Origin of the sequence: Rathayibacter festucae DSM 15932, assembly GCF_004011135.1 — a bacterium.
In the GTDB taxonomy this organism is placed as follows: domain Bacteria; phylum Actinomycetota; class Actinomycetes; order Actinomycetales; family Microbacteriaceae; genus Rathayibacter; species Rathayibacter festucae.
In genome coordinates this window covers 680297-705077 of the sequence record NZ_CP028137.1, presented here as the reverse complement: position 1 = coordinate 705077, position 24781 = coordinate 680297, and the positions used below count along the sequence as shown (strand labels likewise).

Here is a 24781-nt window from a genome sequence, read left to right as displayed (position 1 = left end):
GCTCGGTCCCGCGCGAATAGCGTCCCCGCCATGCCAAAATCCCTCGCCGTCATCGGCACGCGCGGCTACCCCAGCTACTACGGCGGCTTCGAGACCGCGGTCCGTCGGCTCGCCCCCCACCTCGTCGACGCGGGCTGGGACGTCACCGTCTACGGGCGCCCCGGAGCGACCGTCGACGACGCCGAGAGCCGGGACCCGCGCGTGCGCACCGTCGTCACCTCCGGCTGGGACTCCCGGTCGCTGAGCACGCTGAGCCACGGGCTGAGCGCGACCCGCGACGCGGTGCGACGCGCCCCCGATGTCGCCCTCGTCATGAACGCTGCGAACGGCCTCTTCCTCCCGCTGCTCGAGCGAGCCGGCATCCCCACCCTCGTCAACGTGGACGGCATGGAGTGGGAGCGGGAGAAGTGGGGGCCTCTCGCGCGATCCGTCTTCCGAAGGGGCGCGCGGATGACCGCGGCGCACGGCACCGAGCTCGCCTTCGACTCGCACGAGATCGCCCGGCGCTGGGGCACCGACTTCCAGCGCGACGGCGTCTTCCTGCCCTACGGCGGCGACGTCCCGCCGGCCCTGCCCGTTGAGCCCGGGCTCCGGCACCGGTCGTACGCCCTCCTCGTCTCGCGGTTCGTTCCCGAGAACACCGTCGAGGAGTTCTTCGCCGCCGCTCCCGCGATCGCGCGCACCCACGACGTCGTCATCGTCGGCTCCACCGGCTGCGGCGGCGCACTGGATCAGCGGGCCGCTCGCCTCGCGGCGTCCCACGAGCGCATCCATCACCTCGGTCACCTCCGCGACGACGCCCGGCTCTTCTCGCTCTGGCAGCACGCCGGCGCCTACTTCCACGGTCACAGCGTCGGCGGCACCAACCCCGCGCTGGTCCAGGCCATGGCGTGCGGTGCTCCGACCGTCGCCCGCGACACCGTCTACAACCGGGAGGTGCTCGGGGACGCCGGCGTGTTCGTCGCACCGGACGCCCCGTCGATCGCCGCGGCGGTCCGGCGGATGCTCCTCTCCCCCGACGAGCAGTGCGCCGCGAGCGACGCGGCCCGCGAGCGCGCCCGCGAGCACTACACCTGGAAGGCGGTCTGCTCCGCCTACGAGGAGACCCTCGCCGGGCTGGTGGACGACGCGTCGGGACGGTCGCCGCGTCCGCGCGGCCTCCGCCACCCGCTGGTGAGCCGGTGAGCGGGTCCGTCGGCCGGCGACGCCGACCCCGCCCTCCGGCGGCGGCGTCCAGCCCGCGGACGATCCTGTTCCTCCATCCCTCCGACGAGACCTACGGCGCCGATCGGGTCCTCCTCGAGGCGCTGCGAGCGGTCCCCGAGGACGTGACGGCCGAAGTCTGGCTCCCGGACGACCTGGACTACCCGGCTCGCCCCCTCACCCGCCTGCTCGAGGAACGCGGTGTCACGGTGCGCCGCATGCCGCTGCCCGTGCTCCGGCGCGCCTACCTCCGCACGCGCCACCTCCTCTCCTTCCTGCGGCGGACCGCAGCGACCGGCCGGGCGATCCGCGAGCTCGATCCGGCGCTCGTCTACGTGAACACCGCCGCGCTCGCGCTCGTGCTGCCCGTCGCCCGCCTCCTCGGTGCACCGACCCTCCTGCATCTGCACGAGCACAGTCGAGGGATCGAGCGGTGGGTCCTCTGCCTGCTGTTCCGCTCGGCGGACCGCCTCGTCGTCGTGAGCCGAGCGGTCGCGGACACGCTGACCGCCTCGAACCGGAGACGGTCGACCGTCGTCCACAACGGATTCGAGAGCACACCGCCGGTCCCGCTCCCGCAGGGAGACGAACTCGTCTTCGTCCTGGCGAGCCGGTGGAACGCGTGGAAGGGCCACGAGCACTTCCTCCGGGTGTGGAGCCGCCTCGAGCGCCGGGACGTGCGGCTGATCGTCCTCGGCGGGCCTCCGGTCTGCGGGACCGGAGTGGACGTCCCCGGCATCGTGGCGGGCATGCGGAACGGCGAGTCCGTCGAGGTGCGCGGCGAGTGCGAGGACGTGCGGCGAGTGCTCGACGCGGCTCACGTCGTCGTCGTGCCGAGCACGTCGCCGGATCCCCTGCCGACGATCGCCCTGGAGGCCGCCGCAGCTGGACGAGCAGCCCTCGTCAGCCGCTCCGGCGGGCTCCCCGAGATCGTGCTGGACGGAGTGACCGGGCGCACTCTCGCTCCCGGCGCGGTGGAGGAGTGGGTCGCGGTCCTCGAGGGCCTGGATCGCGCCGCCGTGGAGTCGTTCGGCCGGGCCGCGCACGAGCACTCCAGGGCGGCGTTCTCCCGGACCGAGTTCGTGCGCCGCATCGGCGAGGAGCTCCGAGTGATGCTGCGATGACGCCGCCGAGACGTGCACTCGTCGTCGCGAGCCCGTACTCCGAGGGGGCGGCCAGGGCCCTGATCACCGGCGCCGCGTCCCGCGGGGCCATGGCCGCGGAGATCCTTCCGCGCACGAGGCTCGTCGCTCTCGCCGCGTCGCTCCCTCTCCCCTCCGCTGCAGCCCGCACGACCTTCGGGCGGCGGATGCGCGTCCTCCGGGACGGGTACGCCGCAACTCGTCCCCACCGGGTCGAGCGGGTGTCGCATCTGGCCGAGATGGTGCTCCGCGCGGGTCTCCGGCTGCCCTGTCCCGGTCTCGCGCTGCGGGCGTCCTACCTCTCCAAGGTCCTCTTCGACCGGGCGGCGGCGGCTGTCGAGCTCCCCGAGGTCGCGGTCGTGCTGGGCTTCCCGGGCGCCTGCCTCGCGCTCTTCCGCGCCCACCCCGACGCCCGGCGGGTCCTCCACGCCGTCGACGCGCATCCGCGAGCGCACAACGGCGAGCTCCTCCGGCACTTCTCCCGCCGCCGGACCTGGGACGAGCGCTACCCCGGGCGCCTCGTGCGCCGGATCGAGAAGGAGCTCAGGCTCGCCGACATCGTCCTCACCCCCTCGGCGCTCGTCTCGGAGCAGATGGCCCGGTACGGCGTCGATCGCGCGAAGATCGTGCAGATCCCCTACGGCGTGAGCCTGACGGGCTTCACCCCCGACGGGCCGACCGTCGACCGCGACCCCGAGCGGCGGCGACTCGTCTGCGCGGCCCACCTCTCGCATCGCAAAGGGATCCCCCAGCTCCTGGACGCCGTTCGAGGGCTGCCGGTCGACCTCGTCCTTGCCGGCGGGGTCTTCGACCGGCGCCTCCTGCGCGGCGCCCCGCCGAACGTGATCATCACCGGCCCGCTCTCCGCGGAGGACCTCGCGCGGGAGTTCCGGGCCGCCGACGCCTTCGTCCTCCCGACGCTGGAGGACGCCTGCTCCCTGGTCGTCGCCGAAGCCGCGGCCTCCGGGCTCCCGGTCATCACGACCGACGCCAACGGTGCCTCCGCCCTTCTCGACCCGCGGCACAGCACGGTCCTGCCCGCGGGTGACGTCCGGGCGCTCCGGGACGCGCTCGGCCGGGTGCAGCCGCTCGATCGGGCGACCCGGCGGGCGATCGCGGACTCGGCGCGCACCGCGGCGACGTCGATCACCGACTGGACCACCTATGCGGAGCGGGTGCTCGACGTCGTCCTCGCCGAAGAGGGGAGACAGGGGACGGATGCTCGGGCGGGCAGCGGTCCGCGACGCGAGCGGAACTGAGAGAATCTCTCGCAATAGCGAGCACACCTCATTTTCTCGTGTACGGTGCTGTTCCTGTCCTCCTGGCTCGAGGCGGCGCCGCTCTCGGCGCCCGCCTCCCGCTCCCGCCCCTCATCGAAGAAGAGACCACCGCCATGCTCCGACGCCTCGACGGCACCGAACCCCTTGTCATCGCCGTGACCGTGACCACCGGAAAGCGCACGACGACACTCGCCCGCGTCGTCGAGGCGGCTCTGCAGGCCGGCGCCGACTCGGTGCACGTCGTCTTCAGCGGCAACGGCGGCCAGGAACGCGTGCTGCGCCGACTGCTCCCGGCGGGCCTCGACGCCCGAGTGAGCTCCACGGTCCTTCCGAACGATCTCGGCACCGCCGGCGGCTTCCGGGCCGCGATCGAGCACTGTCGCACGCAGGAGCTGGACTACGCCTGGCTCCTCGAGGACGACACCGCGCCGCGGCCGGACGCGCTCGCGGTGCTGCTGGCCTCTCCCCTGGCGCTCGATCCGCGGGCCTGCCACGCGAGTCTGCGCGAGACCGACTTCTACCAGTCCCAGCTCGTCACGGGTCGGCCCGCCGCCGAAGTGTTCCCGAGCCCCGGCCGGTTCCTGGACACCGACCTGCGCCGGCTGCTGAAGCGCGGAGCCGGTGGCCGGTGCGGGGCGCGCCCGCAGGAGCCGATCGTGGTTCCGATCGCGCCCTACGGCGGCTTGCTGGTCTCCCGGGCCGCGCTCGTCGAGGTGGAGCCGCCGCGTCAGGAGTTCGTGCTCCAGGGCGACGACCGGGAGTGGACGCGGCGGATCACGCGGGCCGGCTTCACGATCACTCTCCACCCCCTCAGCCGGATCGACGATCTCGACCGGTGCCGGAGCGCGGCCGAGCGCGCGTCGGCGACCGACGTGCTCCTGCACTCCTCGAACTCCCGCGAGCTCTATCTCGCCGTCCGGAACCGGACCGCCCTCGACCTCGAGCTGGCCCGGACGGAGGGGCGCCGCGGCGGCAGCGTCTTCGCGCTGAACCGCGGAATCTACTGCGCCGCGCTGGCGGCCTGCGGCCTTCGGTGGGGCCGGGCCGCGACGGCCGGCACGATCCTCCGCGGCGTCGTCGCGGGCAGCCGGGGGCGCTTCCTCTCCGTGCGCTGAGTCGTCGCCGGACCTCCGGGGCGGGCCGTCGATCCCCGGGGCGGGCCGTCGGCTCCCCGGGCCGGGTCGCCGGGCCCGGGTCAGGCCGCCAGGAGGCCGAGCTCGACGAGCTCGTCGAGGAGCTGCTCGATCTCCGCCCGACGGCCGTCGTCGAGCACGTCGCCGAGGTCGTCCGCGGCGTGGACGACCTCGGCGGCCCCTGCCCTCGAGTGCGCGTCCTGAGCGGAGAACCGCTCCCAGAGCAGCCGAGCCGACCCCTTCAGCACGACCGGCTGCGCCTCCGCGGCTGCACCGAGGGGCAAGAGGTAGAGGCCCTGCGGAGTCGCCATCGCCGCCACGTGGGACCCCGTCGCGGACGGCCTGCAGGACGTCCGCGCGCCGTCGACGACGGTCTTCGCCGCCGGAGCCGTCCGCTCGGTGACGGGCACCGGCGCGGGAGCTCCGCCGGCGGGAGCGGTCCTCCCGGGCGCGAGTCGCGGAGCAGCGATCGGGTCGGCTCCCAGCGGAGAGGCGCGGCGCACGGCCACGAGGTCCTGGATCGCGGGCAGGAGCGCACGCATCGCGGCGACGAAGCGCCGGGCACGCATCGCCAAGCGGGCGGAGGCGGTCGGCGGGAGCAGAGGGTGGTCGATCACGAGGTCCCGGCCGGTGGGGTGGAGCGCTCGCCGGAGCACGACGAGACGCTCCGCGAGTGTCGGCGCCTGGACGATCGCCAGCAGCCAGTCGGCCGTCCTGCTCGGCCGGCGCGTGCGCAGCCGCCAGAGCGCGTACTGGCGACTCGGCCGGGCGGGCAGGGCGACGGTCCTGCCGATCCGCGCGAGGAAGGGGGCGATCGGCTCCAGGCAGCCGAGCTCCGCGGCTCGAGCGACCACCGACTCCTCCCGGCCCTGTGCCGCCACCACGGCGACGAGCTCCTCGAACTCCTCCTCGCTGCGCTGCTGATACGGCGAGCGCAGGCTGTGCAGGGCGGAGACCACGACGGACGTGTCGAAGCCGATCGCCCGCACCGGAACGCCGGCGACGACGATCTCGCAGCGGGTCCGCCAGAGCACCTCGAAGGCGAGCTGCGGATCGACGAAGAAGCCGGGCCAGCTGGTGTGCACGTCGATGTCGCAGGGCCAGGAGGGGTGGAGGAGGGTGATCGAGTGGGTCACGAACGCCCGGTGCGCAGCGGATCCCGGCCGGACCGACCAGCCGCGCTCTCCGAGCAGGGTCAGCAGCCGGTCCGCGTCGCCCGGGGCGACGAGGACGTCCGCGTCGCTGGAGGGATGGGGACGGCGGATCCGGTGCGCGTCGGCGATCGGGCCCTTCAGGAACAGGGCGCGGATGCCCGCGCCGCGGGCGAGGTCGTCCACCAGAGCGTGGACCAGGCCGACGGCGGCGGCGAGCGGGAGGTCGGCGAGGGGTCGCATGGTGACTGCCGCCCCTCTCCGTCGGTGGCGCGAATCCGCACCGCAGAACACCGTAGGAGCCGTTGGTCGGAGAATTCCGCCTCGGCGCATTAAGCGGTCAATTGTGGTCGCGGAACATCACCCGGACGGGGGGAAACCACCTTCTCGGGAGCGTACGGGACCGTCCGACAGCCCGCTCGGCGTGCGGTAACGTCCCAAAGGGAAGCCCCTGTCCCCCCTTTTCTCCCCACTCACAACAGGAGCACTCGTGCGAATTCTCGTCACCGGCGGAGCCGGCTTCATCGGCTGCAACTTCGTCCACCTGACTCTCCGGGAGCGCCCTGACGCGCAGATCACCGTGCTGGACAAGCTGACCTACGCGGGCAATCGCGCCTCCCTCGCCCCGGTCGCCGACCGCATCACGTTCGTCGAGGGCGACATCGCCGACGCCGAGCTGGTCGACCGACTGGTCGCCGACGCGGACCTGGTCGTGCACTTCGCCGCGGAGTCGCACAACGACAACTCGCTGAACGACCCGACGCCGTTCCTCGAGACCAACATCATCGGCACCTTCACCCTGCTGCAGGCGGTGCGCAAGCACGACGTCCGCTACCACCACATCTCGACCGACGAGGTCTACGGCGACCTCGAGCTCGACGACCCGGCGAAGTTCACGGAGCAGACGCCGTACAACCCCTCCAGCCCGTACTCCTCGACGAAGGCCGGCAGCGACCTGCTGGTGCGCGCGTGGGTCCGCTCCTTCGGCGTGAAGGCGACGATCTCGAACTGCTCGAACAACTACGGGCCGTACCAGCACGTCGAGAAGTTCATCCCCCGGCAGATCACGAACGTCATCGACGGCGTCCGGCCGAAGCTCTACGGCGCCGGCGAGAACGTCCGCGACTGGATCCACGTCGACGACCACAACAGCGGCGTCTGGGCGATCATCGAGCGCGGGGCGCTCGGCGAGACCTACCTGATCGGCGCGGACGGCGAGAAGAACAACCTCGAGGTCGTGACCCTGATCCTCGAGGAGTTCGGCCAGGGCGCGGACGCCTTCGACCACGTGACTGACCGGCCCGGCCACGACCTCCGCTACGCGATCGACTCGACTCGCCTGCGCACCGAGCTGGGCTGGGAGCCGCGCTACACCGACTTCGAGTCCGGCCTCGCCGCGACGGTGCAGTGGTATCGCGAGAACGAGGACTGGTGGCGGCCGCAGAAGGCGGCGACCGAGGCGAAGTACTCGGCACAGACCACAGAGCACTGACATCACCGAGAGAGGTACGGGGCGAGTGAGCCGTTGACTGCAAGAACTCGAGTATGGAGGAAAGTGGAGTCGATCGCCGTCGTCGAGGAGACCGAGCGAGTCACCGTTCTCGACCTCGTGCACGACGACGCCCGTCCGATCGTTCTGACGGGCTCCGCTCTCGCTGTGTGGAACGAGATCGACGGAGAGTCTGACCAGTCGGAGATCACCCGCCGGCTCGCCTCGACCTTCGATCAGGACGCCGCAGGAATGCTCGAGGACGTCGCTGCCTTTCTCCGCCACCTGGAATCCGCGCACGTGATCAGGTCCTTCGAGATTTCACGGGCCGAGCAGGAACGGAGGGCATCATGAGCGGGGCGACTGCGCTCGACCTCGGCACAGCCGTGCAACTGGCCCATGCCCTCACCGCTCATGTCGCCGAGGAAATCGGCGTGCGGTCGCTCTGTGTCAAAGGGCCGGTGCTGCATGAGCAGGAGCTCCGCGCTGCCCGCGTGTCGAGCGATGCTGATGTGCTTGTGGAACCTGACCGGCTCGACGACCTCGTATCTGCTCTACAGCGGCGCGGTTGGCAGGAGCGCTTCGTCGCCGATGTGCCGCGGATCCTGAGCAATCACGCCGTCACTCTCTTCCACCAGGAATGGCCGTGCGACATCGACGTCCACCATGGCTTCCTCGGGTTCCTTGCGCCTGAGCGGGATGTCTTCGAGACGATCTGGGCGCGTCGCAGTTCCACTCGAATTGCGGGGACGGAGGTGGTCTGCGCGGATCCCGTCGCGAATTCGGCGATGCTCGCTCTGCACTGCCTCCGTGAGATGCACGACAGCCGAAATCGCACCGAGCTCGCCGGGCTGGTCTCGGTATGGACAGCCGATCGCCGTGAGCTCGACGCCGATGACCTGCTCGATTTCGCCAATGCGACCGGATCGATGGAGACCCTTCGTCCGTTCTTGGAGCAGATCGACGTCGACGCTCCTGTGGGGCCGTTCGACTCCCGCGCCCTCGCTGCGTGGAATCTACACACCTCCTCTGTCGGGGCAGGGCGAGCTGCGGCTTGGTTGGCCGCGATCACGGCGGCACCCTGGCGAGAGCGGCCGCGGCTCCTGGCTCACGCCGTGCTCCCACCGGAGAGCGAGTATCGGCTCGAGCACCCAGAGATCGGGCCGGGGCGGAGGGACTTCGCGGCAGCGATCCGCCGACGCATCGTCAATGGTGCGCGAACACTCCCCCCGGCCGCGGTGCAGATCGCTCGGGCCCGCCGACTCGTCGCCACAGCGAGTACCGCGGAAGACATGAGCGTCGCGGCACGACCGCCCGTGAACACGATCCATTCACCGAGCACTTCATCGAGAGGCGGAGACGACATGTCGAAGTCCGTTGCCATCATCGGGACCCGCGGGTACCCGAGCTACTACGGAGGCTTCGAGACGGCTGTACGGAGGATCGCGCCCTACCTCGCCGAACGGGGCTGGGATGTCACGGTCTACGGCCGCGACGGCTCCACCAAGGACGACGACGCGAATCGCGACCCTCGAGTGAAGACGAGGGTGACCCGCGGAATCGAGTCCAAGTCGTTGAGCACGCTCACTTACGGGCTCAGCGCCTGCGTGGACGCAGTTCGGCGCAAGCCCGATGTCGCCCTCGTGATGAACGTCGCTAACGGGTTCTGGCTGCCGCTCCTCCGAGGCCGCGGCATCCCGACCGCGGTGAACGTCGACGGGATCGAGTGGGACAGAGCCAAGTGGGGAAAGATCGCAAAGAACGTCTTCCGCAGCGGCGCGAAAGCGACCGCGCTGTTCGGTGACGAACTCATCTACGACGCTGTCGAGATCTCACGGCGCTGGAAGAAGGACTTCAAGCGCGATGGGACCTTCATTCCCTACGGGGGTGACGACCCGGGACCGCTGCCCGAGGTCGAGGGATTCCCACACAGGGGCTACATCCTGATCGTTGCGCGCTTCGTCCCGGAGAACACGATCGTCGAGTTCCTGGATGCTGCGGAGATCCTCGGCGAACGTTGGCCCGTCGTGATCGTCGGCTCATCCGGATATGGAGGAGAGCTCGATGAGCGTGCTCGTAGTCTCGCTGCCGAGAAGAAGCACATCTCCTGGCTGGGCCATGTGAGTGACGATCGCAAGCTCTTCGCTTTGTGGCAGCATGCTGGCGCATATTTCCACGGCCACAGCGTCGGCGGAACAAATCCCGCATTGGTTCAAGCGATGTCATGCGGAGCACCGACCGTGGCTCGAGACACCGTGTACAACCGGGAGGTCCTCGATGACTGCGCTATCTTCGCTCAGCCCGACTCCGCGTCGATCGTCGCGGCAATCTCGCAGCTGATGAGTGACCCTGATCGCCAAGAGGAGCTGAGCGTCGGGGCCCACGCGAGGGGCCGTTCGCACTACTCGTGGGACGTCGTATGCGCCGGATATGAGGCTGTAATCGAGCAGCAGCTGGCCCGGCGGAAAGAGCGCGTGAGGTGACCGCTCGTCGGTCCGACCCGGCTCGATCGATCCGGCTGGTCCCCGAACTCCGTGCGGTTCATCTCGAGCGGTACCCGCGAACGACCCCTGCGTCAATGCTGTACTTCGAAGAGAATTACGATCTCGCGGGCATTCCTCTTCCGGCCGAGATCCGGCAGGTTCGTCTGCGATCTCTCGTCGCCGAGTTCTGGTCGTCGAAGGCCGAGATCCTCGAAATGCCCGAGCCGCTGTGGGTGAGGTTTCTCCCGCGGGGAGCAGCGATTGCGGTGCTTTTCAAAGCGACGGGGGCGGTGAGACGTCGTCGTCGGCTGATCGGCACCTATGCGATGGAGAACAACTCGCTTCCACGCCTCATCGGAGGTGAGGGGCGGGTACCGGCGCCGATCGTCCGCATCTTCGCCCTGGGACTTGGCTTGTACATGCGGCTTTTCGTCGACCGTATCGCCTTCGCCAGCACTGGAGCCGAGCACCTTTACACCGCCCTCCCGTTCGTCGGTGGCATCGACCGGAAGTTGGTCGAAGAGCTGCCTTCGGCACTCGCGGCAGAAGATACGGCCGTCGATGGCGGCTCGGCGCTCTTTGTCGGTGTGCTCGAACCGCGCAAGGGCGTCCGCGAGCTCATGTCTGCGTGGGAGCAGGTGGAGCGCTCCGAGCAGCGGGCGACGCTCACCCTTGTCGGGCCAGGGCCACTAGCGGAGGAAGTGCGGGATTGGGTCGCGCAGCGTCCTTCTTCTCGGTGCTATCTCGGTCAGAGGCCGCGACAAGAGGTGCTCGCGTTACTGCGCAAGAGTCAGTTGCTGGTCGCGCCGTCGATCCCTTACGGCCGTTGGCGCGAGCAGATCGGGCTTCCGATCAAAGAAGCCCTCTCCGTGGGCGTCACAGTGGTGACCACGCGGCAGACGGGCCTCGTCGACTGGCTGGAGGAGCACGGCCATCTGATCGTCGATCCGCCGGCGGGCAGGGCCGGGATCGATGCGCTGGCGGCTGCCATCACCCGCGCGTTCGCCGCTCCCCTCGGAAGAACGACCGTTCGTGCCAGTCTCCCCGAGGTGGAGGGGCGAGTCGTGTCCGACCTCTGGCTACACCGGGCGGCACTGTGAGTGACTCGTCGAACCCGCGAAGAACTCGGATCGTAGTGGTGAACCCCCTGGGCGGGACGCTGCTGCATTACGCGGAGGCATTGAATCAGCTACTCGTGGTGGCCGGACGCGATGTCGAGGTGATCTCGTTCGAGGAGCCGTCTGCATCCGGAGATTCCCGACACGGGTGGCTCGTCAAATACCTCCAGGCACTTGGAACCGGCGTCCGACGAGCAGGTCGACGCGGTCGACTGATCATCACATGGCCCGTACTGGGCTACTGGGACTTCTTGTTCCTCGCTGTTGTTCGAGCGTTCGGGGTGCGGCCTTCAGTGATCCTCCACGACCCTGAGCCGCTCGTGCACGCCGTCGGCTATTCCTCATCCGCACGGAGGATCGCCCGTCTCCTCTCGCCACGATCCGGGCTACTTGTGCACAGCAGATCAGCGCTCACAGTCGTCGAGACGCACGCGATGGGCCGCATGACGACCGTTCTCCCTCATCCCATCCGCAACGTCAGCCCTCCGCAGGAGGACTTGGAACGCGGAAGCGCCGTCCGTGTCCTCGGCCAGTTCAAGCCGGATCGAGACACAGCATTGCTCGAGGCGATCGCCGCCGCCGGGCCGAAGGGCGCCGCCCTCGAAGTTTGGGGTCGCGGCTGGCCGAAGATCACGGGGTGGGATGTCCACGATGGATATGTCTCAGAAGAGCGCTTGGATGAGCTGATTCGCACGGCCGGCGCGATCCTCATTCCTTATCGGCGCTTCTACCAGAGCGGTATCGCGATGCGGGCCCTCGAATGCCGAGTACCGTTCGTCGGGCCCAGCGAGAGCAGCCTTGCCGACCTCTACGGTCCTGCGTCACCACTGCTCGTCGCCCCTGGCGATGCCCAGAACGTGTCCGCCTGGTGGGACGCGATCCGTGCGGCCGGAGCCGCGTCGCCGGATGAACTGGATGCTGCCGCCCATGTCGCGTCGCGCCAGGTCGCTCGTGCTTGGGAGTCTTGGCTTGACCAGTCCCGCCCGACGGGCAAGAGGAGAACCCGATGAACCAGCTCATCTTCTGGATCGGCTTGAGCCTGGTGCTCTCGTTGTTCCTCGCTTCGCGACTCCGCCTCCTCATCGCCGTATCGGTCGGTCTCTATGTCCTTTTGCCGACCATCGCGGCCTCCCTCGTCGTGGGTAATCCCGCGGGAGTGCCGGGCATACATCCGGCCAGTTGGCTCGCACTGGTCGGCATTGCCGTCCAGGCTCTCCTCCACCTCGAGGAAACGGTGCGAGTCGCCCTTCGATACAAGCTCCTGATTGCCGCCGGCTCGATCATGACCGTTGCCGCGGTTCTCTTCACCTTCAACGCCTCCGGAGACGGCGGCCTCGGGCTGATCGTCAATCAGATCGTCGCGCCGTTCGCGCTTTTCATCCTCGTCAGGATCGAGCTCAGCCGACGGGTTTCATCTGGGCTGTTTCTTGCCCGGACGGTCGTGGCCCTCGGCGCCATCGAAGCGATGACGGCGATCGCCGTCCGGCTCGGGTTGATCACACAGCCCTTCGACATGCAGCTGTCGGGCTACAGCTGGTACGAAGTACCCTTCGTCCGAGCGCTCGGTACGCTCGACCATCCGCTCGCCCTGTCACTCCTCATGACGATGTGCATCGCGCTTCTTCCCAGCGTGCGTTCCTCGATCGCGCAAGTCTCCCTCGGCATCGCCTTCCTGGCGACCATCTTCCTCACGGAGTCACGGACCGGACTTCTTCTCGGCGCTGTCGGTCTCCTTCTCGTCATGGTCAGGAGAGGCGCCTCTCTCGGTGCGCGTCTGGCAGCACTGGGCGCCATGGCCGGTGCGCTGCTCGTCTATCTGAACTCGACGTTCGCAACGGGGCTCGCAGAGAAGCTCGTCGACGACACCGGCTCCGCGAATGCCAGGACACTGGCGGTTCAAGCCATCCTCGGCGACTGGGCTGAGTACGGCGTGGTCGGCACCGGCTCGGGAAGCAGCTTCGACGTCGCGCGATCTCTCGGGCTGCGGACGAGTTTCGAGAACCCGTTCCTCATGTACATGGTCGACTTCGGCCTCCTGTCCACCTTCGTGTACTTCGGAGCAATGACGTTAGCCGTTCTGTGGCGGGGAGCGCGCGTGACTCCTGGGGGTCAGGTCGCAGGCGTCCTCGTCCTCCTGGCGGTGCAGACCTACAGCAGCGTCGCATCGAACACGAGCGCCGGAGCCTTGCTGTGGCTGGCAGTGGCGTTCGCTGCTCGCGACATGATCACGACGCGTCCGACAGAGAACATCGTGGACACCCCGCTCTCGTCACGTCGACTTGGCCCCGGCCGACCAGCCGGGAGAAGTGGATCCGCGGCCCGCGTCCCACCGACGCCGGCTCGCGGCGGCGCGAAGTCAGCCCGAGCGGGATGGACGCGGTGACGACGTCGGGCGCTGACGAGAGCGGACGTATGGGTCGAAACGTCGCGCTCGCGACGCTCGGCAACGCATTCGCCCCGCTCGCTGCCCTCGCGACCGCGCCGATCATGGCGCAAAGCCTCGGTGTGGCCGGGCGTGGCGACGTGGCAGCTGCGACCGCACCGCTCTTCCTGGCAACGACTGCCGCAACTTTCGGCATTCCTGCTGCAGTGAACTACTCGATCGCACGTCACCCTCGCCTGATGCGATCGCTCGCGCTACGGGGCACCGTGCTGATCGCCTTCGCCGGTGTGATCGCTTCAACGGCAGTGTTCCTTGCTGCAGGCTTCCTCAGTGGTGGTGATCCCGACTTACGGGGTCTGATCGTGCTCGCTGCATCCGCCATCATCCCGGGCCTGTGCGTAGCCCTCCTGCAGGCTGTCGCGGCGGGAAGCCACCAGTGGGGGCTGGTGGCTCGAGAACGGTTCCTCACCGCGGCTACCCGGCTCGCCGCCTTCATCGCCTTCGCCGCAACGGGTCACCTCACCGTGTTCTGGGGTGTCGTCATCCTCGCTCTCTCACCAGTCCTCGGCGGATTCGCTTATTTTGGGCTGAAGCCCGCAAGCAGTACTGCGGAATCAGACGCTCGGACCGTCGTCACGATGCACTCCCTCCTCGGCTACGGGGTGCGCGTATGGATTGGATCCATCTCGGGGGTCCTGCTCACTCGGCTCGATCAGACGTTGATGACCCCGCTCGCTGGATCCTTCGCCCTCGGCCTCTACGTGGTCGCAGTCAGTATCAGCGAGTTACCGCTGATCGTGAACAACGCTGTCCGTGAAGTCACGTTCTCCGCGGATGCCGCTGAGAACAGCGACTCCCGACTCGGACTGTCGTCACGACTCTCCACCCTCGCAGCTCTCGCTGCCGCGATCACCATCGGGGCAACGCTCTGGTGGTGGCTCCCGCCAGTCTTCGGCGACGAGTTTCTCCCCGCGATACCTGTGACAGTCATCCTGCTCGGCGCTGTCGTACTAGGAAACCCAGGCTCCATCGCCGGGATCGGCTTGAGTTCGAGAGGACGCCCAGGGACTCGAAGCATGTCGCTCTTGATCTCCTGCGTCGTCAACGCGGCGATGCTGATCCTGCTCGCACCCGTCTTGGGAGCCGTCGGAGCCGCGCTTGCGACCCTTATCGGCAATGTTCTCGCGAGCAACCTCAACATCTTCTTCCTTTGGAAGCACTTCGGGGTGTCGCCGGCCGACTTCTACTTGATTCGCAGGTCGGACTTCGGAGTCCTCGCAATTGTCTTTAGGAAGCTGATGTCGCGGTTCCACCGGGGTTGATCAGCCGTCAGCTGCCGGATCGCAGAGGACGACCGGCCACGAGAAGACCTTCGACAAGCGAATCGATCTTCGGTGAAACGTCCTCGATGTCCTGCCTAGCACGCTCGATCTCGACCACTGCGAGGGAGCGATCTATGAAGGTGGACCAGGAGGAGATGCGGGCGTCCAGCCCGACCGAATCGTGGTAGTCGAGGTATTTGAAAGCAGGCTTCGCCGGAACCTCGTCTGCAAAGCTGATGAGTGAGGCCGGCGTCCTGAGGCTGTGAGACAGAATCACACCGTGCATTCCGGAACTCACGACGCTTTCGGCAGAGCGAATGAGGTCGATCATTTTTTCCGGCTCCAATGTGGGTTCTGCAACGCTATACCCGGCGGCGACCAGTTCCGAGATCCTCCTCCGTCCTGCCGCGGATCGGTAGACGGTGAAGTGCGGGATCAGCACCTTGCCCTCTCGCCGGCCTGTGACGGGCCGCAACGACCGAACCACCAGCCCTGGATCGCCGAGCTGCATCTGCTCGTCGAGCCCCAGAGCCGCTCGCGTCCTAGGCCCACGGACCGCAAGGAATCGATCGCGAACCTCTGCCGCTCGTTCAGGCGAGACGACAGGCTGGTTGAGACCACTCCCCCAGATCAATCCTCGTCCGCCGGAGGCGAAATACGGCACCAGAATCGACCCGATCGCCGCGACGTCCTCGCGCCCCAAGGGCGACCACCGCACCCGGCGCCCGAAGGTCTCCGACAGCACCAGTTCGGTCAGTTCATCGCCGTAGTTGGTGAAGGCGCGATCGAGGGGATGGAGAAGGCGCCCCCATGCGCCACCATGCGCGCGCACCTCAGCAGCGAGGACTCTGGGTGAGCGTCGGGGTGACCACCAGTAGGCAGCGAGGTCCTTCGTCACGGGTGACGTCCTTTCAAGGGTGGAGAAGCACGGATTCGACCGTTTCGGAAGTGCGGGTAGCGCTTGTGATTACCCCCACTACGGAGGACTGCTACCCCCATTCCGGAGGGCGGAGTGGAAGACTCAGCGCAGCCACCATCAGCGTATAGCTCTCCGCTACCGCACTTCTCCGTACTGTCACGCGGTCGTCACATCGCCATGCCAGACTGATTCGACTCCCCGAGGCCGACCGCTTGTCCGGGTACGAGAGACGACTGCTGGAGGAGGACGGATGACGATTCGGCGTGAAGTCACCCCGAAGCTCTCTCTCGCAAAGATGACGGCCACCGGCTCGTTCAGGCACGACATCCAGGGACTCCGGGCGGTCGCTGTAGCGCTCGTGATCGCAGACCACGTCGACCTCCCTCCGTTCCACGGCGGGTACATCGGGGTGGACGTGTTCTTCGTCATCTCGGGCTTCCTCATCACCAGCCATCTGATGTCGCGGTTACGGTCAACGGGACGAATCGGCTTCGCCGACTTCTACGCACGGCGCATGAGGCGCATCCTCCCGGCCGCCCTCCTCGTAGCTGGAGTCTCACTGGTGGCCGCGCTGCTGTTCATGCCGCCGCTCACCGCAGGCGGGCTGACCCGGATGGCGATCGCCACGGCCCTTTATGTGCCCAACCTGGAACTGGCCCTGTCGGGGACGAACTACCTCGCGGAGCGCGCACCGTCTCCCTTCCAGCACTACTGGTCGCTCGGGGTCGAGGAGCAGTTCTACATTGTCTGGCCGCTCGTCCTACTGGCGCTCTTCGTCGTTCTTCGGCGATCACCCCGTGCCATCGCGGCCGGCCTCGCCGTTCTGGTACTCGCCTCTTTCGTGCTCTGCGTCCTGCTCACCGAGCGCTCTCAGCCTTGGGCATTCTTCTCGTCGGCTACGCGCGCGTGGGAGCTGGGAACAGGCGGCCTCGTCGCCTGCTTGGTCTCCAGCGGCTGGCTGAAACAGGTACGGGACCGCGTTCCCGCTCTACTGCCAGCCCTCGGCTGGGTGGGCCTCAGCGGCACAGTCCTGGCAGCCGTCATGTATTCGGACAGCACACTGTTCCCAAGCTCCTCCGCCGCGCTTCCAGTCATGTCGACGGCCCTGGTGATCTTGGGCGGATCGAGCCTCACCGGGGCAGGCCCGGTTCGTCTTCTCCGATGGGCGCCGTTCCAGGCCGGAGGGCGCATCTCCTACTCGCTCTACCTCTGGCACTGGCCCCTGCTGGTGATCCCGCAGGCCGCGGTGGGGCTTTCGACACCACTTCCCCTCTGGCTGAAGGGCGCGCTGATGCTCCTCGCCATTGGACTGGCCGAGCTCACATACCGCTTCGTGGAGGCGCCCTCCCGGAACGCCCCGATGCTGGTTCAGGGTGGACCGAGAAGATCTCTCTGGGTCGGCGGCGCCGCGTCAGTCGCCCTCGTTCTGCTGGCGATGGCAGCCGTTCCGCTCTCCGCAGCGCGGCCGCTCTCGTCCACGAGGATCAACGCAACGGAGGCGCCAAGCGATCCTCCGCGTTTCTCACCGGTCGTCCCCGCCAACCTTTCACCAGGGCTCAGCTACGCGGACGAGTCGACATCGGAGGTGCACCGCAATGGCTGCCACATTCCCGACTCGGCCACCACGACGGTCAACGACTGTGTACTCGGAGACGCTTCGGGGACGGTGGAACTCGCGCTCTTCGGTGACTCACACGCCGCACACTGGTTCGGCGGTCTGAGTGCCTGGGCGGAGGGCGAGAGCATCTCGCTCCGGTCCTATACGAAAGTGGGGTGCCCCTCCGTGCCGGTCCTGGTGCTCGACGCATCGACCCCGTACACGGCGTGCACGCAGTGGCGCGATGCCGTGATCCAGCGACTGGTCGCCGATCCTCCCGACGTCATTCTGTTGTCCAACACCGACCGTCTGCCCTTTGCGGCCGGCGAACCGCGCAGCGACGTCTGGACTCGAGCGATCGGGGACCTCGCGCTCCGGCTCCCGGCGTCGGCCCGTGTCCTGATGATCGCCGACACTCCCAAATTCCCAGAGGAGGCACCCCGCTGCCTCTCCGCGCATCTCGAGGACGCTGCGGACTGCGGTATTCCACGTTCGGAGGCGCTCGACCAGGCCTGGATCGATTCGGAGCGCGGCGCGGCCCATTCAGCAGGAATGCGCTACGCAGACTTGAACGACTTCTTCTGCACCGCCACCCGCTGCGAGGAGATCGTGGGGAACACACTTCTCTATCGCGACACCAGCCACCTCACTGAGACGTGGTCGGTGGCCATGCGGAACGAGCTCGCGGCTGCAATCACCCCCTCTCTGGCCGGCTAATCACCGCCCCGCCCGATCACCCACTCCATGAACGAGGAAGACCATATGCCCCTCATTCCCCGTCTCGCCCGCCTGCCGCTCATCTCCGCCTCCCGGAACAATGCGAGGATCGCGACGTCCATGCTTGCATTGACCGTCGTCAACCTCGTGTCACGTGCGCCGTTGACGTCTTCCGAAGGACCCGTCGTCAGCCTGACCAGCTACAGCAAACGGGTCGACCAGGTTCACCTCGCCATTGAGAGCATTGGGCGAGGCACCCAGAAGCCGTCGCGCCTCATCCTGTGGCTCGACGAGCCCGAACGACTTGCAGACCCGCCGCGCGCCCTGCGTCGTCTCGTCAGGCGAGGGCTCGAGATCCGGGAGACGCCGAACTACGGGCCCCACAAGAAGTACTACCCCTACGTCGCGGGTATCGAGCACCACTCAGTGCCGATGGTCACGTCCGACGACGACACGATGTATCCGCGGCAATGGCTCGAGACTCTTATCCGAGCCCATCGGAAGGACCCCGATCTCGTCGTCGCTCACCGCGTGAATAAGATCGAGGTTCGCGATCGGACCATAGCGCCGTACGCGTCATGGAAACGCGCGACGTCGCCGACACTGAGTCCACGAAACTTCGCCGTCGGGGTACGAGGGATTCTTTATCCCCCGGCTTTCCTCGACGTCCTTCGTTCACAAGGGACCGGGTTCGAGGCCGTTGCACCGCGCGCGGACGACGTCTGGCTCCACATGAACCTGATCCGCAGCGGCGGCAGGGTGCGGCCTGTCTTCGATCTGGCTGCGGAGGACTTCCTCCCTGTTCGGGGCGGTGGCAAGGTCGCCGGACTCTGGGCTTCGAACATCGAAGCCGGCGGGAACGACGAGCAGATCAAGAACACCTACGGGACCGCAGAGGTGACCGTAATCATCGAAGGCTGAAATCGGCTCGTGTTCGGGTCATTCCGATCACACTGCCGGGCGAAGGACGATCTCGAGGGTGGGCTTCTGAGTGCTCTCCATCGAGTCGATCTTCACGACGAGCCCGACCCCGGACGCGATATCCGGCTGATCGATTCCGACGCTCATCATCGACCGCGGGCTGTCCGCCACGAAGGCAGTCACGTCGAGTTCGCGCGCCGACTTCACCGAGTCCACTCCGACGACACCGAGTTCCTCGCCCATCGCGGGCCGGTTGGTCCAGTTCATCGATGCCGCCGCCCACGAACCGGCAACGCGTCGTACCGTGAGATCCATCGAGCTGCCCCGAGTGTCGTCGACGACCGCGGAGAAACGCAAGGTGGCGGAGACGATCGTTCCGACCGGCACCCTCGACAGGTCAAATGCCATGTAGGCGACCCGGTCGTTCGCTGGATACTGGGTCAGGTGCCGCACTTGAAGCGGGTTGTCGCGCCCATAGGTCACGGATGGTGCCGAACCGGTGACCCAGGTGTCCGCCGACGGCGTGAGAGTAGTCGTCGTCGTCGCGTCGGAGGTGGGCGTGACCGCAACGCACGTCGAGACCGGTGAGCCACGACCCGCGACCGCGGCGGCTGCGACGACGTTCTGACCGATCTGAAGAGCACCAGTGACTGTCCAGCGCGCCGACCCGTCGCTTCCCGCAGTGACCGTCGTGGAACCGACAGGGGTGCCCGCCGCACGCGTGGCGCCGCAGGTGCCGGGGCTCTGCGAATAGACGTCGACGACGACCGTCTCCCCGGGTGCCGCCGATGTGACCCCGATTGCACTCCCGGCCCCTGCGTAGTCCGCGGTGGCCGAGGTGATCGTCGGCGCGCTCGGGAGCACAGTCGCTGTATCGTGAAATGTCAGTTCGATCGACGGCTTCGCGGCGATCGACTCCAGTGAATCGATCTGGACGATGAGGCCGACCCCGCTCGGTCGATCCGGCTGAGTCAGACCGATGTTCGCCTCACCACCGGCTTTGAGGCGCACATAGTCGGTGATGTCGATCCGCCGGACGGTCCGTGTGGCATCGACGTTCGTAGATCCCACGCGATATGTCATGGCCGGTCGAGTGTCGTAGCTCACCGTCGCTGGGTCCCATGGTCCCGAGGTCTCCCACGCCTCCACATCGATGTCGGTCCCGCCCGAGTCGACCACTGCCGCGCTGAACGTCAGTGTTGCGGTCGCGATGGCCTTCGGATCGATGCCGCCGAGATCGAACCTCAGGTATGCGAGCCGATCGAACTGCGGGTAGAGCGCATGATGGCGAACCGTGAGCGTGGCGGTCCGGTTGTAATTCGTCGTCGTACCACCTTGCACCCAGGTGTCGGACTCGGCCACGACAGCAGCCCTCGCCGAATCCGTCACAGTGATCGTCTTCGTCGCGTAGACGTAGTCGTACCCGGAGTCGACGACTGCACTCACCCGCACCGATCCATGGCTGAGTCCGGTCACTTGTCCACTCTCCGTGACCGATGCGACGGCTGGATCGGAGGTGACGTACCGCACTGCACCGGCGGCCGGAGCTCCCGCGGGCGCAGCCACCTGAGCGGCAATGGTCGTCGTCCCTCCGACCTCGATATTCTCGGAATCGACCGAGGCGGTAATTGAGTAGTGGGGCGTTTTCGGTGAATTCGCCAGGCGGGCATCGTTATCTCCGAAAACCTCCACTTCGTCGATGACTGCGACCTTGTCCAGCGCTGTGTCGCCGTGAGTCACGATTCTGACGTAGCGTCCGGTCCGAGGGCCGGTCTGGAAAGAGGCCCAATGCCTCTGTTCGATCGCCTTCGCCTGACCAGTGTAAACGGTCGTCCACGTCGACTTGTCCGCGGACAACTGAACCTCGAAGAACTGCCCTTTGGTGGGCAGGTAAAGCCAGATGATCTCGAGGTGATTGACTATCTGTGAGTAGCCGAGATCGTACTGCAGATAAGAATCCGTTGAAGTCGACCAGCGCGTGTAGGGCTGTCCGTCGACAGTCCTCCCCGCTTGCCCCGCATTATCGGAGGCTGTCGCGGTCAAGACTTGAATCGGACCGCGATTGATGTACACGCGATAGATCGCCTCGGCAGATCCTGATCGCTTGACGCGGATGACAGCGACTCCAGGAACCGACGTGGCCTGCGTGACCGACGCCGTCGCTCCAGCTTGCGCGTACGCCTCGACCACAGGAGGAGTTGACCGGACCGAACCCGTTACGTCGTAGGTGCGGGTCTGCGGCGAGAACGACGACAGAGGCTTGCCCGTCATCGCAAGATACTTCAGCGCAGGGGAACCGGTCTCGCTCGACGTCGCGCCCCAGCCTGCGAGTGGCGTGATTGGCCGAGGTCTTTCGATTTCCTGCGCCGGGCGGAGCGGGGTGAAGTCGACGGCGAGAGTGTAGGACGTCGCGCCGGAAAGCTGGATCGCGAGTTTCGAGACTCCGAGGTTCGCGGTCTGTCCGGCCGGGGCAGGCGAGGCAGGGAGGGGTGCGGCCGCTCTAAAGCTGAAGGTCGAGGAGTTGGGCGACACGATTCGCACCAGCAGCTGCTTTCCCTCGAGCGACAGGACAGCCGACCGGCCGTCATCGGCGATAGCGATATCGGCCCGGGTGTGCGCGAACCACCACGCGTCGCCGGTCACCCCGCTGACCTCGTCCTGCACCAAAGCTCGCGAGCGCCCATCGGTCAGGGCGACGCCGCGCTTCCATGTCGCAACACCCGCACTCGCACTCGAGAGATCAGCGACAGTGGCCGCCCGATCCGCTGTTGATGCCACGATCTGCTGCGATGCGGTCGGGCTCGTTGCTGCATCAGGACCCGGCCCGCTCCCGAAGACCATCGTGTTGCTGCCCTCCGCGCGCTTCCGGTAGTAGTTCCAACGTTCCTCGCTCGCGACGGTGAAGTATCCCGGAAGGCTGTAGGAGTCGGTCCCGAGCTCCCCGAACCAGTTGACGCCCTGAGCATCGAGGACGAACGAGCCGTTGTCGAGATCCGAATGGCCGGTGATGGGCCCACTGGTCGCGCGAAGACCGGCCCAAAGCGCGTCGGTCTGATCCCAGCCCGACCGGAGGGTCGTCACGCCCGCGCTGCGGAAGGCTGAGTCGAGCGATGGCGGTGCAACCGCGGTCGTCGGCGCTGGTCGATACCACAGGAGCGGTCGCGCGCTCACGACGTCGGCGTCGAAGCCGTCCCTGCCGACGATTGATCGGGACCGAAACGAGAAATCCTGGTAAAGGTATTCGAGCCCCATCAGCGGCACGGTCAGCGCCTCGTTCACCCACGCGTCTCCGAAATTGAATTGACGGCCGCTGGGCCCAGTCAGAGCGTTCGCCCACTGAGCCGATTCCTGGAGGCCAGGAGTCGCCAGGAGTCCACGGTCACTCCCCGTCGCTATTTCGAGCGACGCGATGTAGCTAGTGAGATAGCTGGTGGAGTAGGCCCAGTAGGTGAGGCCCTCCGCGAAGCCTCCATCGGGCCCGTATGACGGGAGACCGTACCGCAAGCTCGAGGTCACGGCATCAAGAGCGCTTTGCGCGATCTGCGGATCGGTGTCAGCGACAACAAGAGCCGCCATTCCTATTCCGCTTCCCGAGACGATGTTCCAATTGCTCGCCTGCTTCGTCCATGCGTATTTCGCAGCTGTGCTCGAATACGCTGAGAGCGCCGGAGTCAGTGCCTTCTCGACAAGCGCGGATCGAATACTGTTCCGTTGCGCGGGCGAGAGAGCAGAGTAGACCCAATCATATCCGACCGCAACGGCGTGAGCCATCTCCGCTGTATCGAGAAAATTGTCAGGGTTCCAGTTCGGAAAGGAGGACGCCGCTTGGAGTTCGGCCGCGAGACGCTCGGCGTAGACGGCCTTCCCGGTCTTGCGGTAGGCGAATCCCAGAGCGTAAGCGCGGTTCATCACTGTCCGACTCGTCTCGAGCATTGTTCCCGAGGAGAGTTGATAGGTGACAGGCGAGGTCGAGAGATACGCATCCGCCTCCTTTTGCACCGAGCCACCCCACGCACGCGCAGTATTGTCAGAGTTGATGAGCCCGAACGTCGTGGCAAAGTCCGAAGCCGAGGCAATGAGACGAGGATGAGCGGACGTGACCGTCGAGACCGGAACTGCCGATGGATCTGCCTGCGCAACAGGCGCCACGATCACTCCCGCCAGCACGAAGAGCGAAGCGAAGACTGCGACAAGGGCTCGGGAGCGCTTCGCGAGTGACCCCCGCGGCGACACTCGATAGGAGCTCATAGGCTGAGTCGACAGTGAACCTCGCATGATGATCCTCGTCCATGCCTGAGACGGTGAGGTCCGCCAGTCCGTCATACTCGTTCAAGGCGAAGAGTTTTTTACGGGGCTGACGGATCGCCGTGCTTCTGGAGTTGTAGGGGTCAGGCTACAAACGGCCCTCCGGAGCCTTGAACCCCCCATGGGGGGATTAGCGTGTAAGTCTGATTCAGTTGTAGCTGCGATCCCCCGGCGAGGAGATTCGACTCGCCTTCGACGAAGCATGATGCTGGGAGGAGCCGCCGTGGGGACAGCGAAGCTGACGCCGTCCCGACGAGTGCGCGTCGCGCTGATTCTGCTGTATTCGATCCTCCTCGTCGGCGTCGTTCTCTGGCCCGAGCCTGTAGACGCAGGCCTCCACGATGAGATCGCCCGCTGGATCTGGCGGCTCAACGCCGCGGGAGTCGATCAAATCACCTACGCTGACATCGAATCCATCAGCAATGTTCTCCTCTTCGTGCCTTTCGGCGTCCTCGTCGCTTTGCTCATCGCCCCACGCAAGGAGTGGATCGCCATCGTGATCGGAGTCGCCGCAAGCACCGGAGCGGAAACACTCCAGTGGCTCCTTCTGCCTGACCGCTTCGCAACGGTCAGTGACGTCATCGCGAACGGGATCGGCGCCGCGCTCGGAGCGTTTTCGGTCGCCGTGCTGCGGGTCGCGGCAGGACGACGTGCTCGCAGGGCGGCCTCGGATCGAGCGGACTGACCGGAATCGTTCACGATTCCTACGAGGTGCGACGCCATGATCGCACCAGTAATCGGGCCGAGAACCAGCTCAGCGCACCGCCACCGTCGACCGATCGCGCCCGGTCAGATCCCGCTGCGTCGTCGCCCCGCGCCAGCCGTCCGCCGTCAGCAGCGCGCGGATCTCCGCTCCCTGCAGCTCGCCGTGCTCCATCACGAGGACTCCCCCGGCCCGGAGCAGCCGGAGCGCCGTCCGCGAGAGCGAGCGCACGACATCGAGCCCGTCCTCGCCGCCGTAGAGCGCGGCCGGCGGGTCGTAGCGCTGCACCTCGATGTCGCGCGGGATCGCCGCCGACGGGATGTACGGCGGGTTGGAGACGACGACCGAGACCGTGCCGTCGAGCTCGGGCAGCGCGTCCGCGAGGTCGACGAAGACGATGCGGGCGTTCTCGAGGCCCAGGCGGTCGCGGTTGCCGCGGGCCCAGAGGAAGGCGTCGACGGAGTTCTCGACGCCGATCACCTGGGCGTGCGGGACCTCGTGCGCGAGTGCGAGCGCCAGCGCGCCGCTGCCGGTGCCGAGGTCGACGGCGATCGGCGACTCGTCGGCCACGGCGCGGAGGGCGTCGATGGCGAGCTGCGCCACTCCCTCCGTCTCGGGCCGGGGCACGAAGACGCCGGGGCCGACGGCGAGCTCGAGCGAGCGGAACGGCGCGACGCCGGTGATGTGCTGGAGCGGCTCGCGCGAGGCCCGGCGCTCGATCGCGTGGTCGTAGGCGTCGCGGGTCGTCTCGTCGAGCGGGAGTCCGGTGATCAGCCGCGCCTGGAGCGACCCGCGGCCGAGGCCGAGCAGGTGGCCGAGCAGCAGCTCGGCGTCGACGTCCGGGGTGGGCACGCGCGCCGCGGTCAGCCGGGCGACGGCGTCCGCGAGGAGCGCACGCGCGTCGAGGTCCATCGT

The 24781-nt window shown here is 67.3% G+C and carries 18 protein-coding genes; 14 read left to right on the top strand and 4 right to left on the bottom strand.

Translation table 11 applies throughout. The annotated features are described in order from the left end of the window. Positions 1-30 precede the first annotated feature (30 nt). From C1I64_RS03300 to C1I64_RS03285, 4 genes are all read left to right on the top strand, one after another. On the top strand, positions 31-1185 hold the full coding sequence (locus C1I64_RS03300; RefSeq protein ID WP_127886198.1) for a glycosyltransferase: 1155 nt from the start codon (positions 31-33) through the stop codon (positions 1183-1185). Beyond that, positions 1182-2327 carry a glycosyltransferase family 4 protein gene (locus C1I64_RS03295; RefSeq protein ID WP_164874429.1) on the top strand — a complete coding sequence of 382 codons (1146 nt, stop codon included), beginning with the start codon at positions 1182-1184 and terminating at the stop codon, positions 2325-2327. The genes C1I64_RS03300 and C1I64_RS03295 overlap by 4 nt, the downstream gene beginning before the upstream one ends. Next, positions 2324-3604: a glycosyltransferase family 4 protein gene (locus tag C1I64_RS03290; protein ID WP_127886196.1), complete on the top strand. Its 1281-nt coding sequence runs from the start codon at positions 2324-2326 to the stop codon at positions 3602-3604. The genes C1I64_RS03295 and C1I64_RS03290 overlap by 4 nt, the downstream gene beginning before the upstream one ends. 134 nt (positions 3605-3738) lie before the next feature. After that, a complete protein-coding gene (locus tag C1I64_RS03285; RefSeq protein ID WP_127886195.1) occupies positions 3739-4740 on the top strand; it encodes a glycosyltransferase family protein in 1002 nt (333 codons plus the stop codon). Positions 4741-4820: 80 nt separating this feature from the next. Here C1I64_RS03285 and C1I64_RS03280 read toward each other — a convergent pair whose 3' ends face one another. After that, the gene (locus tag C1I64_RS03280; protein WP_164874428.1) at positions 4821-6152 is read right to left on the bottom strand and encodes a nucleotidyltransferase family protein; all 1332 of its coding nucleotides are present in this window, start codon (positions 6150-6152) and stop codon (positions 4821-4823) included. Between the two features lie 247 nt (positions 6153-6399). Here C1I64_RS03280 and rfbB point away from each other — a divergent pair, with 247 nt between their 5' ends. The 7 genes from rfbB (at position 6400) to C1I64_RS03245 (ending at position 14704) form a co-directional block, all read left to right on the top strand. Beyond that, positions 6400-7401: a dTDP-glucose 4,6-dehydratase gene (gene rfbB, locus C1I64_RS03275; RefSeq protein WP_127886193.1), complete on the top strand. Its 1002-nt coding sequence runs from the start codon at positions 6400-6402 to the stop codon at positions 7399-7401. Positions 7402-7464: 63 nt separating this feature from the next. Next, positions 7465-7752, top strand: a complete 288-nt coding sequence (locus C1I64_RS03270; protein ID WP_164874427.1) for a PqqD family protein — start codon at positions 7465-7467, stop codon at positions 7750-7752. Continuing rightward, positions 7749-9881: a glycosyltransferase gene (locus C1I64_RS03265; protein WP_127886191.1), complete on the top strand. Its 2133-nt coding sequence runs from the start codon at positions 7749-7751 to the stop codon at positions 9879-9881. The genes C1I64_RS03270 and C1I64_RS03265 overlap by 4 nt, the downstream gene beginning before the upstream one ends. A 95-nt stretch (positions 9882-9976) precedes the next feature. Then, positions 9977-10981: a glycosyltransferase gene (locus tag C1I64_RS03260; protein ID WP_127886190.1), complete on the top strand. Its 1005-nt coding sequence runs from the start codon at positions 9977-9979 to the stop codon at positions 10979-10981. A gap of 35 nt (positions 10982-11016) precedes the next feature. Next, positions 11017-12009 (top strand): CgeB family protein, encoded by a 993-nt coding sequence (locus C1I64_RS03255; protein WP_127886189.1) that lies wholly within the window; start codon positions 11017-11019, stop codon positions 12007-12009. Next, a complete protein-coding gene (locus C1I64_RS03250) occupies positions 12006-13382 on the top strand; it encodes a hypothetical protein (RefSeq protein ID WP_127886188.1) in 1377 nt (458 codons plus the stop codon). The genes C1I64_RS03255 and C1I64_RS03250 overlap by 4 nt, the downstream gene beginning before the upstream one ends. Further along, entirely contained in the window at positions 13379-14704 is a 1326-nt protein-coding gene (locus C1I64_RS03245) for an oligosaccharide flippase family protein (RefSeq protein ID WP_164874426.1), read from the top strand. The genes C1I64_RS03250 and C1I64_RS03245 overlap by 4 nt, the downstream gene beginning before the upstream one ends. A 7-nt stretch (positions 14705-14711) precedes the next feature. Here C1I64_RS03245 and C1I64_RS03240 read toward each other — a convergent pair whose 3' ends face one another. Next, a complete protein-coding gene (locus tag C1I64_RS03240) occupies positions 14712-15602 on the bottom strand; it encodes a polysaccharide pyruvyl transferase family protein (protein WP_127886186.1) in 891 nt (296 codons plus the stop codon). A 271-nt stretch (positions 15603-15873) separates the two neighbouring features. On the opposite strand from C1I64_RS03240, the gene C1I64_RS03235 reads away from it, so the two are divergent. Both C1I64_RS03235 and C1I64_RS03230 read left to right on the top strand, forming a co-directional pair. Continuing rightward, positions 15874-17937, top strand: a complete 2064-nt coding sequence (locus C1I64_RS03235) for an SGNH hydrolase domain-containing protein (protein WP_127886185.1) — start codon at positions 15874-15876, stop codon at positions 17935-17937. 27 nt (positions 17938-17964) lie between these two features. Continuing rightward, positions 17965-18858, top strand: a complete 894-nt coding sequence (locus C1I64_RS03230) for a hypothetical protein (protein WP_127886184.1) — start codon at positions 17965-17967, stop codon at positions 18856-18858. A 27-nt stretch (positions 18859-18885) separates the two neighbouring features. Here the strand turns inward: C1I64_RS03230 and C1I64_RS03225 are convergent, their stop codons facing one another. Further along, positions 18886-23106 carry a CBM96 family carbohydrate-binding protein gene (locus C1I64_RS03225; protein WP_164874425.1) on the bottom strand — a complete coding sequence of 1407 codons (4221 nt, stop codon included), beginning with the start codon at positions 23104-23106 and terminating at the stop codon, positions 18886-18888. Positions 23107-23386: 280 nt separating this feature from the next. Here C1I64_RS03225 and C1I64_RS03220 point away from each other — a divergent pair, with 280 nt between their 5' ends. Continuing rightward, positions 23387-23848 (top strand): VanZ family protein, encoded by a 462-nt coding sequence (locus tag C1I64_RS03220; RefSeq protein ID WP_164874424.1) that lies wholly within the window; start codon positions 23387-23389, stop codon positions 23846-23848. 69 nt (positions 23849-23917) lie between these two features. Here the strand turns inward: C1I64_RS03220 and prmC are convergent, their stop codons facing one another. Then, positions 23918-24778, bottom strand: a complete 861-nt coding sequence (prmC, locus tag C1I64_RS03215) for a peptide chain release factor N(5)-glutamine methyltransferase (RefSeq protein ID WP_127888440.1) — start codon at positions 24776-24778, stop codon at positions 23918-23920. Between the last annotated feature and the right edge of the window lie 3 nt (positions 24779-24781).

Excerpts from the sequence above, each read along its gene's own strand:
- C1I64_RS03300 (WP_127886198.1), top strand. The coding sequence starts at position 31 with ATGCCAAAATCCCTCGCCGTCATCGGCACGCGCGGCTACCCCAGCTAC.
- C1I64_RS03290 (WP_127886196.1), top strand. The coding sequence starts at position 2,324 with ATGACGCCGCCGAGACGTGCACTCGTCGTCGCGAGCCCGTACTCCGAG.
- C1I64_RS03285 (WP_127886195.1), top strand. The coding sequence starts at position 3,739 with ATGCTCCGACGCCTCGACGGCACCGAACCCCTTGTCATCGCCGTGACC.
- C1I64_RS03280 (WP_164874428.1), bottom strand. The coding sequence starts at position 6,152 with ATGCGACCCCTCGCCGACCTCCCGCTCGCCGCCGCCGTCGGCCTGGTC.
- C1I64_RS03265 (WP_127886191.1), top strand. The coding sequence starts at position 7,749 with ATGAGCGGGGCGACTGCGCTCGACCTCGGCACAGCCGTGCAACTGGCC.
- C1I64_RS03260 (WP_127886190.1), top strand. The coding sequence starts at position 9,977 with ATGCTGTACTTCGAAGAGAATTACGATCTCGCGGGCATTCCTCTTCCG.
- C1I64_RS03250 (WP_127886188.1), top strand. The coding sequence starts at position 12,006 with ATGAACCAGCTCATCTTCTGGATCGGCTTGAGCCTGGTGCTCTCGTTG.
- C1I64_RS03235 (WP_127886185.1), top strand. The coding sequence starts at position 15,874 with ATGACGATTCGGCGTGAAGTCACCCCGAAGCTCTCTCTCGCAAAGATG.
- C1I64_RS03230 (WP_127886184.1), top strand. The coding sequence starts at position 17,965 with ATGAACGAGGAAGACCATATGCCCCTCATTCCCCGTCTCGCCCGCCTG.
- C1I64_RS03225 (WP_164874425.1), bottom strand. The coding sequence starts at position 23,106 with ATGAGCTCCTATCGAGTGTCGCCGCGGGGGTCACTCGCGAAGCGCTCC.
- prmC (WP_127888440.1), bottom strand. The coding sequence starts at position 24,778 with ATGGACCTCGACGCGCGTGCGCTCCTCGCGGACGCCGTCGCCCGGCTG.